We start from the raw sequence: 14,631 nt of genomic DNA on the forward strand, positions 1-14,631 counted from the left end.
ATTAAAAAACTGAGGCTGGTTCTAATTTAGAGATTTTTCTAACGGCAAATAAAGAGCCCCCAATGGATATTATCATGGTAACCAATAATAAGAACAAGGCAAAAGGTATACTCACATTTATATTTAAACCACTTTTTTCGACCCCAAACTTAAAACCATAGATCAGCATCATGGCTATCCCATAACCAATTGATGCATATAGAAAGGCTTGCGCAATGATCAACCGATTGACAAATTTGTTTTTGGCTCCAATTGCCTTTAATGTACCGTAATCCTTGATCCTGTCTAAAGCAGATGAATATAGAGTTAAGCCAATTATAAAAAAACCAGAAATCATGGCGAATACTACGAGAGTTCCAAAGCTCATCCCCATATTTGATGAAATCAAGATTTCCTTAACCGTTGATGATCTTAGCTTTTCAGCATCCCATGCCCTTAAATGAGGAAAATTCTGATTGATTACTTCAATCATCTCTTTTTTGTCCTGTCCATCAGTAAGCTTGGCAATGATTAAACTGACCTTATCTTTGGGGAAGTTTCCGAAATAAGTCGCATTTTCCAGCGTGGTATACATAAAACTGGCCCCAAATGCTTGCGCGTTTTTTGTGATGACCGCTAATTTGGCACTCTTACCATTGATCTCTATTGGTTTATTTAAATAAAGAGAAGTTTCCCAACTTCTTGCATTGAAATATTCAGCACTGACAGCATAAGGCTGTAAAAGATCCTGAACAGACCCGCTATCAATTTTATTAACTTCTGGACCCATCATAAATGCAGGGGCAGGGGCCCCAACTAAGGTTACGGCAGCAGTCTTGCCATCCAAAAAGGTAGCTTGGGCATTGGCAAGGATAATTGGCGTCGTTTTTTCAATGCCTTCCAAACTGCCTATTTCCTGGACAGCTCGTTGGTCTATGCTATTGATGGAATTCACATTCCTGCTTTGGGATTCTATAATCCATAAATCATTCTTTTCTACCGGCGCATTGTTTACCAAATTCCCCATTAATCCCATTAAAAAGAATAAGAGGCTTAATTGTTGGCCAATTAGAAATACACTGATTACGATGGCAGTAATTATTCCAAAGCTCTTTGCTCGATCAAAGCGAATGAATTTCCAAGCTAATCCCAACATACCTTATAATTTTACCTTACATTCTACTTTCGAATTGATCAATAAAGAAGGATTTTTCTCTGGTTCAATCCGTATCCTCCTTACTCTTCGATCTTCAGCTTCATTTGCTGTTTCAAATAAAATAGATTTATTCATCAAGGTAGGACTGACATAAACAATCTTTCCTTTACCAATGACAGTTGGTTTACCCACAAAATTGATGTCGACGGATTGTCCAATTTTCACGCTGTCTGCAAATAACTCATCAACCTCTGCTTCAATAATGATATTATCTTTGTCCACAATTTTACCCAATTCTTCAGTACCATTAATAGTTTGGCCCAATTGAACATTTAATTCAGCGATGACGCCTTTCTTGATAGCTGTAATCAGATAATCCTGTAAACTTTGCTTGTTCTTGGAAATTAAAATAGATTGCTCCTTTTCTGAAGCTTTATTGGCTTTTATCTGGCTCCTCAAACCTGAAATAAGTTCCTCCTGTTGTTTTAGGTTGGAAAGATCGTTTTCAACTTTTTCTTTAGTTTCCGCATTTTTGGCAAAAAGAGCCTTAGAAGTCTCATATTTAGATTTTAATTCTTGTAATATGATATCCTGCTTCGCCAGATCGCTGAGATTAGTTTGATGCGCTGCTTTCAAACTCTCTAATTGCGCTTGGGACTGAGCAACATCTAATTCTTCGCTATTCTCTTTTAAGCTCATTAAGACTTGTCCCTGTTCAACTTCATCGCCTTCCTTAACCCTTATTTCTTTGATTTCTGCACTGACTGGCGAACTGATCTGAACCCAACCGTCCTCTGGTATTACTTTGCCAATTGCTATCACAGAACCATAAATGGCTGAGACTTTCGCTTTCTCTTCTTCCTTTTGTTTCTTTTCATTCTTGCAGCTGACTACAGCTAGCAATAAGACCAAGAAACTCAAAATGCTTAGGCTATTTGTAATCTTCCTCATTTCGAATACTATTTGAAACATTTCCTTCTTCAACATATATAACTTCGTCTGCGAATTTTCTTAACCTTAAATCATGTGTGACAATAATCACTGCTTTTCCCTCTTGAGCTAGTTCTTTGAGTTCTTCCATAATGATGGACGCACTTTTTGCATCCAAGGAAGCAGTAGGCTCATCGCATAAAATCATGCTGGGGTTGGTAACTAAAGCTCTTGCGATGGCTACACGTTGTTTTTGCCCTCCACTTAATTTCTTTGGCAAATTGTGCAATCGGTCGGATAATCCCACTGCTTCCAAAGCTGAAATTGCCTTTTCTTTGGCTTCCTTTTTTTCAACGGATTGCAATAATAATGGCTGCATCACATTCTCCAATGCGGTTAGAGGCTCCAATAAATTGAATTGCTGGAAAACAAAGCCAATATCATGCAAACGTAAATCCGCAAGTTTGTTCTCCGATAAACTCGTTACCTCTTTATCTTTATAATAAACTTTTCCTGAACTTGGATAGATAATACATCCTATGATGGATAATAAAGTAGTTTTTCCAGAACCGGATGGCCCCATGATCAACGTTAATTTATTTGAATCAAAACTTAGGCTACTTTTAGCCAATGCAGTAATGCTAGTGTCTCCAGTTTGATATATTTTATCTACGTTTTCTAGGCGAACAATTTCTTCGGGCATGCTTTTCTAGCTTTGATTTTAAAAATAACCAAGAATTCATCTAAAGCCAAAAACAAAAGCTAATTTCTTTATATAAATGGGAAATGATTGTTAAAAAAACTTTAACTTCATAGTGAGTAATCACTTCGATCGATTCGTTTCGAATAAACCTAATGCCATGAATAAACAAATCAAATTGTCCTTTGCTGCATTTTTATTGACTTTTGCCAGCGCCCAAGTTCAAGCCCAACCCTATATTCAAAATAAGGCTCCTTTGATCCAAAAGCCTTATATGGAGTTGCCTTTAGGAGCGATTAAACCTCAAGGCTGGTTGGAAGAAATGCTAATTACCCAGAAAAATGGAGCTACAGGTCAATTAGATCAACTTTATCCACTGGTTATGGGAGATCGAAATGGCTGGTTAGGTGGTGATGGCGATCAATGGGAGCGTGGACCTTATTGGGTTGATGGCCTCTTACCTTTGGCCTATCAGTTAAATGATAAAGGTTTAAAAGCCAAAGCACAGCGTTGGGTGGAGTGGGCCCTGCAAAGCCAATCGGAAGATGGTTATTTTGGTCCAGCAAAAGATTATGATTATGAACCAGGTATCCAAAGGAATAATTCCCATGATTGGTGGCCCAAGATGGTCATGCTCAAAATATTGCAGCAATATTATTCGGCAACTGAAGATCAAAGGGTAGTCAACCTTTTTACAAAATATTTCCATTATCAACTAAAGACATTAGAAGAGAAGCCCCTTGGACATTGGACCTTTTGGGCTGAATATCGATCAGCGGATAATTTACAGGCAGTTTATTGGCTATACAATATTACCGAAGACCCAAAATTGCTGGAACTAGCCGATATCCTGCATGCGCAGGGTTTTGACTTTACCCAAAAATTTATCCAACGCAACATGCTTGCTACATTTAGGAGCATACATTGTGTCAACCTTGCTCAAGGACTCAAGGAGCCGGTTATTTTTTATCAACAAAGTAAAGATCCTAAACATCTGGCCGCAGTGAAACAAGGGCTTTCTGATATAAAATTATTTAATGGTCAGGCTCAAGGCATGTATGGCGGTGATGAAGCCTTGCATGGGAGCAATCCTACACAGGGTTCCGAACTCTGTTCTGCAGTGGAGTTGATGTTTTCCTTAGAAAAGATGCTAGAAATCACCGGCGATGTAGGATTTGCAGAGCATTTAGAAAAAGTGGCGTTCAATGCATTGCCAACACAGATTTCCGATGATTTTATGCGTCGGCAGTATTTCCAGCAGGCCAATCAGGTTCAGATCACTAGGCAGATGTACAATTTCGATGTCAACCATCAAGGAACAGATGTTGTTTTTGGGCTTTTGACTGGTTATCCGTGTTGTACATCCAATATGCATCAAGGCTGGCCGAAATTCACGCAAAACCTATATTATGCAACTGCAAATAAAGGAATTGCTTCCATGATCTATGCTCCATCATCCGCTGTGGTAAAAGTTGGAGAAGCAGGTAAAATGGTACAAGTCTCCCAAGAAACCTTCTATCCATTTGAAAGTAAAATCAACCTCAAATTCAATCACCGAGAAAATGCAGTTGAATTTCCATATCAGATCCGAATTCCTTCATGGACAAAAAATGCCAAAATCCTTATCAATGGGGAGGAGTTTAATGCCGATGCGAAACCAGGTTCTGTCATTGAAATCAAAAGGGCCTGGAAAAATAATGATGTCATGACTTTGGATTTTCCAATGGAATTTAACTTTGAGACTTACCATGAAGGCTCACGTGCCATAGAAAGAGGACCTCTGGTTTATGCTTTGGATATTCCTGGTGAAGAAAAAGAAGTGTTCTTGGATGACAAAGAAAAAGTAGCCTATGGAAATTCCTTTATTGAAGTCAGGCCTACTGCAGATTGGAATTATGGCTTGCCACTGTTCAACAAAAAGGAAATGGCCACGCTATTCCAAGTCTCTGAAAATCCAAATGCCAATAAGGAATATCCTTGGAACCGTGAAAATGCTCCTATTGAATTGAAAGTAAAAGCAAGGCAATTGCCTTTCTGGAAACTTTATAATGGCATGGCAGGCCCCATGCCGACCGCAGATATGTATGGTTTGAATATCAATGAATTAAAAGAAGTTGAAATCCGATTGATACCCTATGGTTGTACTACCTTAAGGATATCTCAATTTCCAATGCTTAGAAAATAAACCCAATTAACCATAAATTATGAAAGTTATTCCTTCACAACGATTAGAGTCTCTCGACATCCTTAGGGGCCTTGACCTGTTTCTGTTGGTTTTTTTACAACCTGTCTTGATGTCTATTGGACAGATCTGGGATAACCTTGCTTATCACAGCATGTTGACCCAATTTGAACATGAAGCATGGGAAGGCTTTAGGCTTTGGGACTTGATCATGCCTTTATTCCTATTTATGACAGGTATTACCATTCCTTTTTCCTTAGATCGGAAAATTGGAAACGATAGCCCTGAAGTATATAGGCACATCATAAGGCGATTTCTGATTTTATGGATTATTGGGATGATTGTGCAAGGTAATCTTTTAGCATTTGATTGGCACGTATTACGATTATATTCCAATACATTACAAGCAATCGCTACAGGATACCTCATTACCTCCTTGGCGTATCTTCATTTTAGCTTTAAAAAACTCATCGGATTAGGCTTGTCCTTATTGATCATTTATTCTATCCCAATGTCCACATGGGGTGGATACGAACCTAATTATAATTTTGCCATCTATCTAGACAAAATGTTTCTTCAAAATTTTATGGATGGAGTGAAATGGCAAGGCGATGAATGGATATTTTCCGAACATTATCAATATACCTGGATTTGGAGCAGCTTGACTTTTGTTGTTACGGTATTAATGGGCTGTCTTACCGGTAAAGTGATCAAGGATGGGAAGGATAAAGATCCCAATGGAACAACTATAAAATTGATCATCGCCGCTGCAATCTGTATCGTTGTAAGTTTGATCTGGCAATTTCAACAACCGATCATTAAGAAAATATGGACAGGTAGCATGACCTTGTTCTCTGGTGGTATATGCATCTTATTGATGGCTGTTTTTTACTATGTAATCGATGTCAAACAAATAAAAATGCCTTTCCGCTGGCTAAAAGTTTATGGTATGAATTCCATTGTAGCCTACGGACTGGCTGAAGTTATTGATTTCAGAAGTTTGGTTCATTCCTTGACTTTTGGTTTAGAAAAACATTTTGAAGAGTATTCTCATTTGATACTGACTATCGGAAATTACTCTATTGTTCTCCTAATACTTATCTTCTTATATAAAAGAGGGATTTTTGTCAAAATCTAGACTTAGTCAGCTTATTCCGTTTGTTATTCCTTAATTTTAGAAGGAAATAATCTTTTCAAAGGAAATCAAATGGAAGACAAAAATGTAATTCCTACACTTGATATGCATGGATTCCGTGAGGAGCAATTCGCTGGAAAAAAAGAATTGCTCTTCAATGAGATCCTGGGTGAAAAGATTATTGAGAAACCCCACAAGCATGACTTCTTTATTATTATCCTTTTTGATCATGCCTCTGGTGTCCATAGTATAGACTCTGTCGATTATTCCATTGCTGATCAGGAAGTGCATGTTCTTTTTCCAGAACAGATCCATAAGTGGCATATCGCTGCCGGATCTAAAGGATATCAGCTTATGATTGAAAAATCCTTCCTAGAGCAATTTGCTCCAGCTTTTCGATATTCTTTTACCAATTACCAGAACCATCCCGTTATTAAACTTAGCAAGGAGGCATTTGAAAAGTTGCTATATGAGTTCAATGCTATCCGCGATGAATTACTTGATCCCCAACCTGTAAATCAGCTGATTTCTGCACGTGCAGCTGTTATTGCAGCATTGGTCAGTAAAGAAGCTGAATTTGATATTGAGGAATTTAAGGTTTATCAAACCCAGCCACGTCTAGCCAAGTTCAATTGGCTTATTGATAAATTTTACAAGAGCCAGAAATCGATTTCTTTTTATGCTGAACAATTAAACATCAGTTCTAATTATCTGAATATCCTTTGCAAAAAGAATCTCAAAGTTTCTGCGAATAAGCTTATTCATCAGCGGATTACTCTTGAATCCAAAAGGCTTTTACAGACTTCTGATCGTAGCGTTAAGGAAATAGCGTTCGATCTGGGTTTCTCGGATCATGCCTATTTTTCTAACTTTTTCAAGAATCAAACAGGTCTAAGTCCTAGTCAATTCCGTTCGCAGTTATAAAATTTACAAGGATTTGGATATTATTTCCAAGAATTTCGATGGAGAGCATCTTACCTTTGTATTGTAAATCACACATTCAAAATTATTGGATATGAAACTTTCAAGAAAAGACTTCTTAAGGAATTCCGCCATGAGTGTTGCAGGCTTAGCAATAGGTTCAAATGTCCTAGCTGCAAATGAAGATATTAAATCTAGAGCAATGGACTCCATCAATTACAATAAAGACATGAAAAATCTAAAACTTAAAAATGTAAGACTAGAGACTGGCTTTGAATTTATGGAAGGTGAAGTGGCTTCAACCAAAACTGAACTGTTTTTGATTGAAATCGAGAATGGTAAAATCAAAAATATCAGTGCCAATTCCAATGATCCTGATGCCATTGACGCCAAGGGATTATTGATGTTGCCTTCCTTCAAGGATATGCATATTCACCTGGATAAAACATTTTATGCTGACAAATGGCAAGCTGTCAAGAGGAGAAAAGGCGGCGTGAAGGGAATGATCGCTCTTGAACAGGAAATCATGCCGGAATTGTTGAAGACATCAACCTTCAAGGCAGAGAAATTGATCGAATTATTGCAATCCCATGGATCAGGTTTTGCAAGGAGCCATGTCAATATTGAACCCACGTCGAAATTAGAATCCCTAAAAAACCTCCAAAAAGCATTAGACCATAAAAAGGACAGTTTTGGAGCTGAATTGGTAGCATTCCCTCAACACGGTGTATTCTATACAGACACTGTTCCTTATCTAAAGGAAGCTGCAAAAATGGATATTGATTTTATTGGTGGTCTGGATCCATTCAGTATTGATGGAGCTATTGAAAAGACCATGGACTTTACCGTTCAACTGGCTTTGGATAATCAAAAAGGAATTGATATACATCTCCATGAAACTGGAGATTCAGGGGTAAAAACCATAGAATATCTGATTGCTAAAGTTAATGAGAATCCAAGCCTCAAAGGCAAAACTTATTTGAGCCATTGTTTTGCTTTAGGCAAAATTGACCAAGCTAAACAAGAAGAGCTGGCTGAGAAATTAGCGGATGCTAGAATAGGTATTATATCCACGGTTCCATTTGGAGGATTGATCATGCCAATTCCTACCTTAATGAACAAAGGGGTAGAGGTAATGGTAGGTAATGATAGTATTGTAGATCATTGGAATACCTTTGGTTCTGGAAGTGTTTTGCAAAAGGCAAATTTGGCGGCGCAATTATATGGCTATTCAACGGAATTGGGATTGTCTAGGATGTTGAAATTAGCAACTGCAGGTCCTACACCTTTGGACGAAAAAGGTACTCAGCTTTGGCCAAAGGTTGGTGATACGGCAGACTTAGTTTTGGTAGATGCAAGTTGTTCAGCTGAAGCGGTATCAAGGGTTTCTGAAGTTAAATCTTTAATTTATAACGGAAAGGTAGTGTATTGATTATGAAGATAGTAACAATTTGTCTATGTCTGGTATTGGGATTTTCATCTTGCCAGGCTTCAACTAAAAAAGAACAGGAGATCGAAATCGTGGACCAACAAGGACTGGTTAAATTGGTAGAGAGCAAAAATATTAAAGCAGTGGAATCGGCTCTCAAAGCTGGACAAGATGTCAATACGGTTGATGCTAATAAACGGAACTTGCTATTGATCGCTACGATAAACCAAGATTTACCCATGGTAAAGTTGTTGGTTTCATTTAAAGCAGACGTTAACCAACAAGCTGATAATTTAGATAGCCCGTTTCTATATGCGGGAGCAACAGGCCAAACTGAAATGCTGAAGCTATTTTTAGAAAATGGGGCGAGGTTTGATGTCTTTAATCGTTATCATGGGTCGGCTTTGATTCCTGCCTGTGAACGCGGACATGTAGAAACTGTTAGGTTATTGGCCAATACAAAAGGGTATCCAATCGATCATGTGAATAGGTTAGGATGGACTGCTTTAATGGAAGCTATCGTATTAGGTGATGGGAGCAAGAAATACCAAGAAATCGTACAAATATTAAAAGATGTAGGTTCTAAAATGGATATTCCTGATAAGGATGGAATAAGTCCACTCCAACATGCAAAAAACCGAGGATTCAAAGAAATCGTCAAAATAATAGAGGGATAAATCAAAAGATTTATCCCTCTATTATTTTGGTATCACTTGACCTAAAGATTGCTTTCAATAGCACCTACTTCTTCAGAGAACAATTCAATTGGTTTTTCCAATAAGACTGCAATCACCGTTGTATTTTTATCCAATCTATCCTTAGGAATATCAATATATACAATTCCTGGCGTAGCACTCCAGTAAAGCTTGTTATAAATCTCATGGCCAATCATAGAACCTTCACCTACAATTCGAATCCTTGCGATATTGTTCTTTAATCCCTTGATGGCAATTGGACCTGTTGGTTGACCCTCTACAAATAGATATAATGTTTGTTTGTCAGGGGATAAGGCTGTTTTTCCGTTAAAGTGATTTGCTGGAATTCCTTTAGCAGCATCTTGGAGAACTTCAGCATGTTTTTTAACCCAATTTTTAGTTTCCTCGCTATGGAAGTTAAAGGATTTATCCAATTTGCTGCCATCTTCATTGATATAACCTTTAAATAGATTTGCACCAATTGAGGTCATATCCACAATTTTACGGATGGACTCTTTTGGGGTTTTTGCATATAGAAAGTCAGTAATTCCAACTGGTTCTGGTAGGATATGAGGATTAATAGATGGCTTTTTATTGAATTTTACTGCAACAACTGAGGCAACGGGGTCAAAATTAGCAGTTGGTATTTGCAGCTTTAGTTTACCAAATTGATACTCAAAAGGAACGTTTTCGTTTGTTCCTAGCATTTTTATTTCCAAGGGCTGATCATCAAAACCTTGCATCTCTACATAATCCTTAACCTGATCCAGGTAAATAAATATGGTTTTACCATCTTTAGAAAAACTGTTCTTTTCATTTAGTAAATCTTGCGATAAACCAGCTCTAGTGCCATAAATGGCTTCCGAATATTTCTTGGTCCATCGGGCTAACTCCTTGAGGATCGCAACCTGTTCTTCAGGAATTGTTCCATCAGCCTTTGGGCCAATGTCCAACAATAAGTTACCACCCATTGCCAAACATTCAATCAAGGTCCTCACAATCATATTTGGACTCTTGTAATGTTTGTCAAAATGCTGGTATCCCCAAGAATCATTCATGGTATAGCATAACTCCCAATACCGATGGTCAGGACGCCGAACAGGGATACCTTGTTCCGGTGTAGCATAGTCGCCATGATTGTTCAATCGGGAATTTATAATGATATTCTTGTTATACTTACGAAGTAAATCTAAAGTTTCCTTGGCTTTCCATTCTTCAGAAGAATGCTCCCAATCACCATCAAACCAAATCAGGTCGGGCTTATAGGCAACTGATAATTCTTTTAATTGTCCTTGATAATAATCTTGGAATTGAGTCCAACGGTTGGGGTCTTCCTTGATATCATACCTTTTTTGGGTCCTCGTGATGATATCGTAATTCGGATGGCTCCAATCGGGCAAAGAGAAGTAAAGACCAGTCTTTAAGCCAGAGGCTTTAAGTTCCTGCACAAAAGGAGTCAAAACATCTTTTTTCGCAGCCGCATCCTTAGCAATAGTTGTTGGTTGATCCATCTTACTATCCCATAAGGAAACCCCATCATGGTGTTTGGTGGTAATAACAGAATACTTCGCGCCAGAATCTTTGATCAATTGAACCCACTCCTTTGGATCGTACTTATCGGCAGTAAATCCTTGGAGCTGTTTCATATAGTTTTCATGGCTTAGATAATTATTGAAAAAAGCCCAAGATTCTGATATTCCATCTACGGAATAGATCCCCCAATGAATAAATATTCCCAATTTAGCATCATCGAACCATTCCATTTTTGGGCTTTCAACCTCTTTTCTGATTTCCTGCCCATTTGAATGAGTAAGCAATAGTCCCAATGCTAATGTGATTAGAGTACGGCGCATAAAGTTTATTAAAATGTTTAAGTTTCTGCTTAACTAATAATGATACAAATAAATTTTTTAATAGCTTAAATAAAGCTGAAAAATCCAATGATTTTTAGATTTCCCATTGATCTTATTCGAGGCATATTCGGAATTTTCCGAATATGCCTCGAATATGGGTAAAGCGAAGTTAAGAGAACAGTCCAAATGATTTTCCATTTTTTTTAATTAAAAATTTTTCCCGGATTATGGTTTATGGTTTTCTAAAAAAATTAAGGAATTCCAATATATTTGAAAGAATAGCGATAAAATATTATTCCCATAGCATGCAAGTAAAGAAAATAGCCATTAAGGATAAGCTTGAACCTCAGAAACTGATCAAGGTTGCTGTCTTTGATCGCGCAAAAAATCAGACGAAGCCGCATAAGCATAATGGCTACTTGGAATTGGTTTTCTTATCGGAAACTAGGGGCAGGCACTATATTGATGGGAGAGAGGCGGCAGTTAAGGTCCCTTGCATATTAATCATCCGAAAGGATAATGTTCACCATTGGGAATTGGAAAATCCTGTGGAAGGATTTGTCCTTTTGGTAAAGAAATTATTTGTGGAGCAAAGCTTAGATTTTGAAATCAATAGGCTTGTCGAAAGCATCATTCAATATGATCAGATTTTCCTAAAAGAGAGCCAAAGTATAGAGCAGATCTTTAGATTATTGGAAAAGGAAAATAATAAAATTGCTCAAGAAGGATTATTTAAAGCAATGTTGTCTAAGGTTTTGGAAAATACAGAGCAAAGTAGATCCTCGAAAGTGATACAGAATAACCTGTATGTGAATTTCTGCGAATTACTGAATAAAGAAGTAAAAGTAGTCAACCATGTTGCACATTATGCTGCCCAACTCAATACAAGTCCCCAGAATTTAAGTGCTGCCTGTAAAAAGCATGTCAACCTTACAGCATCGGAAGTATTGGCTGGATATATTATCAAAGAAGCCAAAAGACTATTGTATTACACAACAAACAGCATTTCGGAAGTTGCCTTCATTCTTGGCTTCTCTGATAAATCTAATTTTTCCAAGTATTTTAAGCGCTATACCGGAATTACGCCTAAGGATTTCAAGAAACAAGTGTCTTAAAACTCTTTTTCCCCGAATTCACTTTTCGGTAGCTTAATGATCTGATTTAATTTATGCAGGTTGAAATTCAGATTGATCAAAAAGACATTTTTCTCATAAATGTAATTCGTAGTGGTGTAGAAATCGTTGGAATTGGTCGTAATCCTTTGTTCATTAACGCCCCATTTCTTGTTTAATTCTATGAATTGCCAAAGCAATTGAGCGGTAATGGCTCCTTTTAAGAATCCCTTGCTCAGGTTGAAATGTGGGGTCAGGAACCTCGAATCCTTGCCTTGAACGGTTGGTCTTTCCGAAAGGTAATTGACCTGAAGACCAGTGCTCCAAGTAGGGGCAAAATCTGCTTGTACCCCAGCATTGATGGAATATACCCAATCTTGGTTTGACCTCGTTTCTTGATAGTCTAGTACTTGGCCAGAAATCTTATAGTTATAGATGTTTGCACCAGCATTAACTTTTAACCAGTTTAATGGTTTGCCTTCTCCACCGATTTCCATTCCATAGCGTGAAGCATAATCAGCATTGGTAAATACACGGTGCAAGATGGTATCAGCATAGACCGAGTTTACCCGTTGTATAGGATTCTTGGTATGTTGGTAGTAGGCATTGAGGAAAAGACTTCCTGTATTTAATTTTTTTACGAGTCCAGTTTCCGCATTGCTTGTAAACTCCGGTAATAATTCTGGATCACCTTGTTCTAAGGTTTCGGAGTGTTCACGTTCTGGGATTGGATTCAACTCAAAGTTGTTGTTCCTTTGGACCCTTCTTGCCGCTGCTAATTTCCAAGACCAGCCTGCACCTAAATCTTGCATGAGATTAAAGCTTGGGTAGAGTTGATGAATGGAATAAGGGTATTCCTGATTATTGTGCAATAATAGGAGGTCCCTTTGATAATATTCGTAACGTAGCCCTAAGGAAAGTTGGGTACTGTTGAATTTTCTGTCGTATTGGCTAAATATTGCATGTACTCTATTCGTTGCATTCAATCGACCAGTAAATTCTGGGATTAATTGAAGGTTTTGCGTTCCTTTTTCTGAGGCATAGTATTCAAAATTTCCCTTCTGGCGATCATTCCTTAATTGATAGCCTGAGGTCAATTCTGCATTGTTTAGTTTCCAGTTATGTTGTACAGAAAGTCTTAAACCATGCAGGGGATTGGTATAGGTATTATGGGTCCACTGTACCGTATCGATGTTATTTTCAATATTACCATTTTTAGTGGAACCATAAATATTGGCAAATTCATAGATGGCACCCAATTGAAGGGAGTGCGTTGGATTAATTTTATATTGATAAGAAAAATCCAACAGATAAAACTCACCTTGTTTGTTCTGAAGATTGCTATTGAAATAATCTAAGCTTGAGATCTGGTCCCCTGTTGAAGGCTGAATCGTTCTATTGTTATAGTGAATATCAGCTAACCTGTCTTGGAATCTTCTGGAAGCCAAAACTCCTAAGTTTAGGTTGTTTTTTTCTGATACTTCATAAGCGGCATTCAATCTTAAACCGTAATTGTATTTATCAAAACTGCGTTCCCCCTTGGAAGGGAAGAAGGTTTGACGATCTCCGATAATGGTATTGACATCTCCGTCCCTGAAGCCAGCATTATCATTACGAAGGTAGTTTGCAGAACCATTAAGTTCCAGCTTATCCTTTTTCAATTGGAAAGAAATATCTCCGCCAAAGCGTTTTTGACTTTCGATATTATCGTAATCATCAATACTGGGTAGACCTCCTTGTAAGTTTAAGATCCAAGCAAATCCGTTTGCAGCCGATTTCTTCGTTTTTAGGTTAATTATTCCGCCTTTGCCATCGGGATCATATTGTGCCGTAGGGCTAGTGATATATTCTACCTCTGAAACATCATTGGCAGCGATTTGCCCTAAGATCGTTGCGGGATCAAGGAATGAAGGTTTCCCATTGATCAGTACAATGACACCTGTATTTCCACGCATGCTGATATTTCCATTGACATCTATCGCTGCGGAGGGAAGGTTTTTTACGATATCTAAGGCCGTTCCACCAACGGCATTTTTATATTGGCTTGCTTGGTAGGTCTGTCTATCGCTGCTATGTCTCTGGCCAGCAATATTGGCCGTGACTGTTACTTGTTCTAAACTTTGGTTGGCTCCTGAAATCAGGATATTTCCCACATCAATTAACTTTTGCCCTTTAATCTCAATCGTGCTGTTCTTTTGATTATAGCCAATAAACTTAACCTGTAATATATACTGGCCGTTTTTAAGGTTAGAGAACTGAAATGCTCCGGTTGTGTCGGTAATCATTCCATCGATTACATTTTTATTGGCATCCAAAAGACCTACACTAGCGTATGCTATTGGGCTTGATGATAGTGAATCTTTTACTGTTCCTGAGATTTTTGATGTTTGAGCGATGCTTAATTGAACAGCGAAAATGAAGCAAAGTATGGTAATAATCCTTTTCAATGGTTTAAGTTTTTTTCAAAAATATAAAAGTAAAATCAGGAAAAAGGGGGGATTGATATTTTTACCATTGTTTTTTCAAATCGACCATTATT

At 37.8% G+C, this 14,631-nt stretch carries 11 protein-coding genes; 6 read left to right on the forward strand and 5 right to left on the reverse strand.

Annotated elements, in window-relative coordinates; genetic code table 11:
• Nucleotide 1: 1 nt before the first annotated feature.
• From ACK2WI_RS06060 to ACK2WI_RS06070, 3 genes are read right to left on the reverse strand one after another with little or no spacing between them, the layout of a single operon-like run.
• Nucleotides 2-1,135 carry an ABC transporter permease gene (locus ACK2WI_RS06060; RefSeq protein ID WP_409150074.1) on the reverse strand — a complete coding sequence of 378 codons (1,134 nt, stop codon included), beginning with the start codon at nucleotides 1,133-1,135 and terminating at the stop codon, nucleotides 2-4.
• A 3-nt stretch (nucleotides 1,136-1,138) separates the two neighbouring features.
• Nucleotides 1,139-2,086 carry an HlyD family secretion protein gene (locus ACK2WI_RS06065; RefSeq protein ID WP_409150075.1) on the reverse strand — a complete coding sequence of 316 codons (948 nt, stop codon included), beginning with the start codon at nucleotides 2,084-2,086 and terminating at the stop codon, nucleotides 1,139-1,141.
• Nucleotides 2,067-2,768 (reverse strand): ABC transporter ATP-binding protein, encoded by a 702-nt coding sequence (locus ACK2WI_RS06070; protein WP_313367819.1) that lies wholly within the window; start codon nucleotides 2,766-2,768, stop codon nucleotides 2,067-2,069. Before ACK2WI_RS06070 ends, ACK2WI_RS06065 begins: the two co-directional genes overlap by 20 nt.
• Nucleotides 2,769-2,925: 157 nt before the next feature.
• Between ACK2WI_RS06070 and ACK2WI_RS06075 the strand changes: the two genes are divergently transcribed.
• The 5 genes from ACK2WI_RS06075 (at nucleotide 2,926) to ACK2WI_RS06095 (ending at nucleotide 9,109) form a co-directional block, all read left to right on the forward strand.
• Nucleotides 2,926-4,950 carry a beta-L-arabinofuranosidase domain-containing protein gene (locus tag ACK2WI_RS06075; protein WP_409150076.1) on the forward strand — a complete coding sequence of 675 codons (2,025 nt, stop codon included), beginning with the start codon at nucleotides 2,926-2,928 and terminating at the stop codon, nucleotides 4,948-4,950.
• A gap of 19 nt (nucleotides 4,951-4,969) precedes the next feature.
• Complete coding sequence (locus ACK2WI_RS06080; RefSeq protein ID WP_409150077.1) at nucleotides 4,970-6,085, forward strand: acyltransferase family protein; 1,116 nt, start codon at nucleotides 4,970-4,972, stop codon at nucleotides 6,083-6,085.
• A 69-nt stretch (nucleotides 6,086-6,154) separates the two neighbouring features.
• Nucleotides 6,155-7,006, forward strand: coding sequence for an AraC family transcriptional regulator (locus ACK2WI_RS06085; RefSeq protein WP_093096959.1), 852 nt, complete (start codon nucleotides 6,155-6,157; stop codon nucleotides 7,004-7,006).
• Between the two features lie 91 nt (nucleotides 7,007-7,097).
• The gene (locus ACK2WI_RS06090; RefSeq protein ID WP_409150078.1) at nucleotides 7,098-8,435 is read left to right on the forward strand and encodes an amidohydrolase; all 1,338 of its coding nucleotides are present in this window, start codon (nucleotides 7,098-7,100) and stop codon (nucleotides 8,433-8,435) included.
• A gap of 2 nt (nucleotides 8,436-8,437) precedes the next feature.
• Nucleotides 8,438-9,109, forward strand: a complete 672-nt coding sequence (locus ACK2WI_RS06095) for an ankyrin repeat domain-containing protein (protein WP_409150079.1) — start codon at nucleotides 8,438-8,440, stop codon at nucleotides 9,107-9,109.
• A 41-nt stretch (nucleotides 9,110-9,150) separates the two neighbouring features.
• Here the strand turns inward: ACK2WI_RS06095 and ACK2WI_RS06100 are convergent, their stop codons facing one another.
• The gene (locus ACK2WI_RS06100; RefSeq protein WP_409150080.1) at nucleotides 9,151-10,980 is read right to left on the reverse strand and encodes an alpha-L-fucosidase; all 1,830 of its coding nucleotides are present in this window, start codon (nucleotides 10,978-10,980) and stop codon (nucleotides 9,151-9,153) included.
• 305 nt (nucleotides 10,981-11,285) lie between these two features.
• Between ACK2WI_RS06100 and ACK2WI_RS06105 the strand changes: the two genes are divergently transcribed.
• Nucleotides 11,286-12,095 (forward strand): AraC family transcriptional regulator, encoded by an 810-nt coding sequence (locus ACK2WI_RS06105; protein WP_409150081.1) that lies wholly within the window; start codon nucleotides 11,286-11,288, stop codon nucleotides 12,093-12,095.
• On the opposite strand, the gene ACK2WI_RS06110 is transcribed toward ACK2WI_RS06105, so the two are convergent.
• On the reverse strand, nucleotides 12,092-14,539 hold the full coding sequence (locus tag ACK2WI_RS06110; RefSeq protein ID WP_409150082.1) for a TonB-dependent receptor: 2,448 nt from the start codon (nucleotides 14,537-14,539) through the stop codon (nucleotides 12,092-12,094). The genes ACK2WI_RS06105 and ACK2WI_RS06110 overlap by 4 nt on opposite strands.
• Nucleotides 14,540-14,631: the final 92 nt, after the last annotated feature.

The sequence above is a fragment of the Sphingobacterium sp. BS-2 genome, assembly GCF_046161205.1.
Taxonomy (GTDB): domain Bacteria; phylum Bacteroidota; class Bacteroidia; order Sphingobacteriales; family Sphingobacteriaceae; genus Sphingobacterium; species Sphingobacterium mizutaii.

Excerpts from the sequence above, each read along its gene's own strand:
- ACK2WI_RS06060 (WP_409150074.1), bottom strand. The coding sequence starts at position 1,135 with ATGTTGGGATTAGCTTGGAAATTCATTCGCTTTGATCGAGCAAAGAGC.
- ACK2WI_RS06065 (WP_409150075.1), bottom strand. The coding sequence starts at position 2,086 with ATGAGGAAGATTACAAATAGCCTAAGCATTTTGAGTTTCTTGGTCTTA.
- ACK2WI_RS06070 (WP_313367819.1), bottom strand. The coding sequence starts at position 2,768 with ATGCCCGAAGAAATTGTTCGCCTAGAAAACGTAGATAAAATATATCAA.
- ACK2WI_RS06075 (WP_409150076.1), top strand. The coding sequence starts at position 2,926 with ATGAATAAACAAATCAAATTGTCCTTTGCTGCATTTTTATTGACTTTT.
- ACK2WI_RS06080 (WP_409150077.1), top strand. The coding sequence starts at position 4,970 with ATGAAAGTTATTCCTTCACAACGATTAGAGTCTCTCGACATCCTTAGG.
- ACK2WI_RS06085 (WP_093096959.1), top strand. The coding sequence starts at position 6,155 with ATGGAAGACAAAAATGTAATTCCTACACTTGATATGCATGGATTCCGT.
- ACK2WI_RS06090 (WP_409150078.1), top strand. The coding sequence starts at position 7,098 with ATGAAACTTTCAAGAAAAGACTTCTTAAGGAATTCCGCCATGAGTGTT.
- ACK2WI_RS06095 (WP_409150079.1), top strand. The coding sequence starts at position 8,438 with ATGAAGATAGTAACAATTTGTCTATGTCTGGTATTGGGATTTTCATCT.
- ACK2WI_RS06100 (WP_409150080.1), bottom strand. The coding sequence starts at position 10,980 with ATGCGCCGTACTCTAATCACATTAGCATTGGGACTATTGCTTACTCAT.
- ACK2WI_RS06105 (WP_409150081.1), top strand. The coding sequence starts at position 11,286 with ATGCAAGTAAAGAAAATAGCCATTAAGGATAAGCTTGAACCTCAGAAA.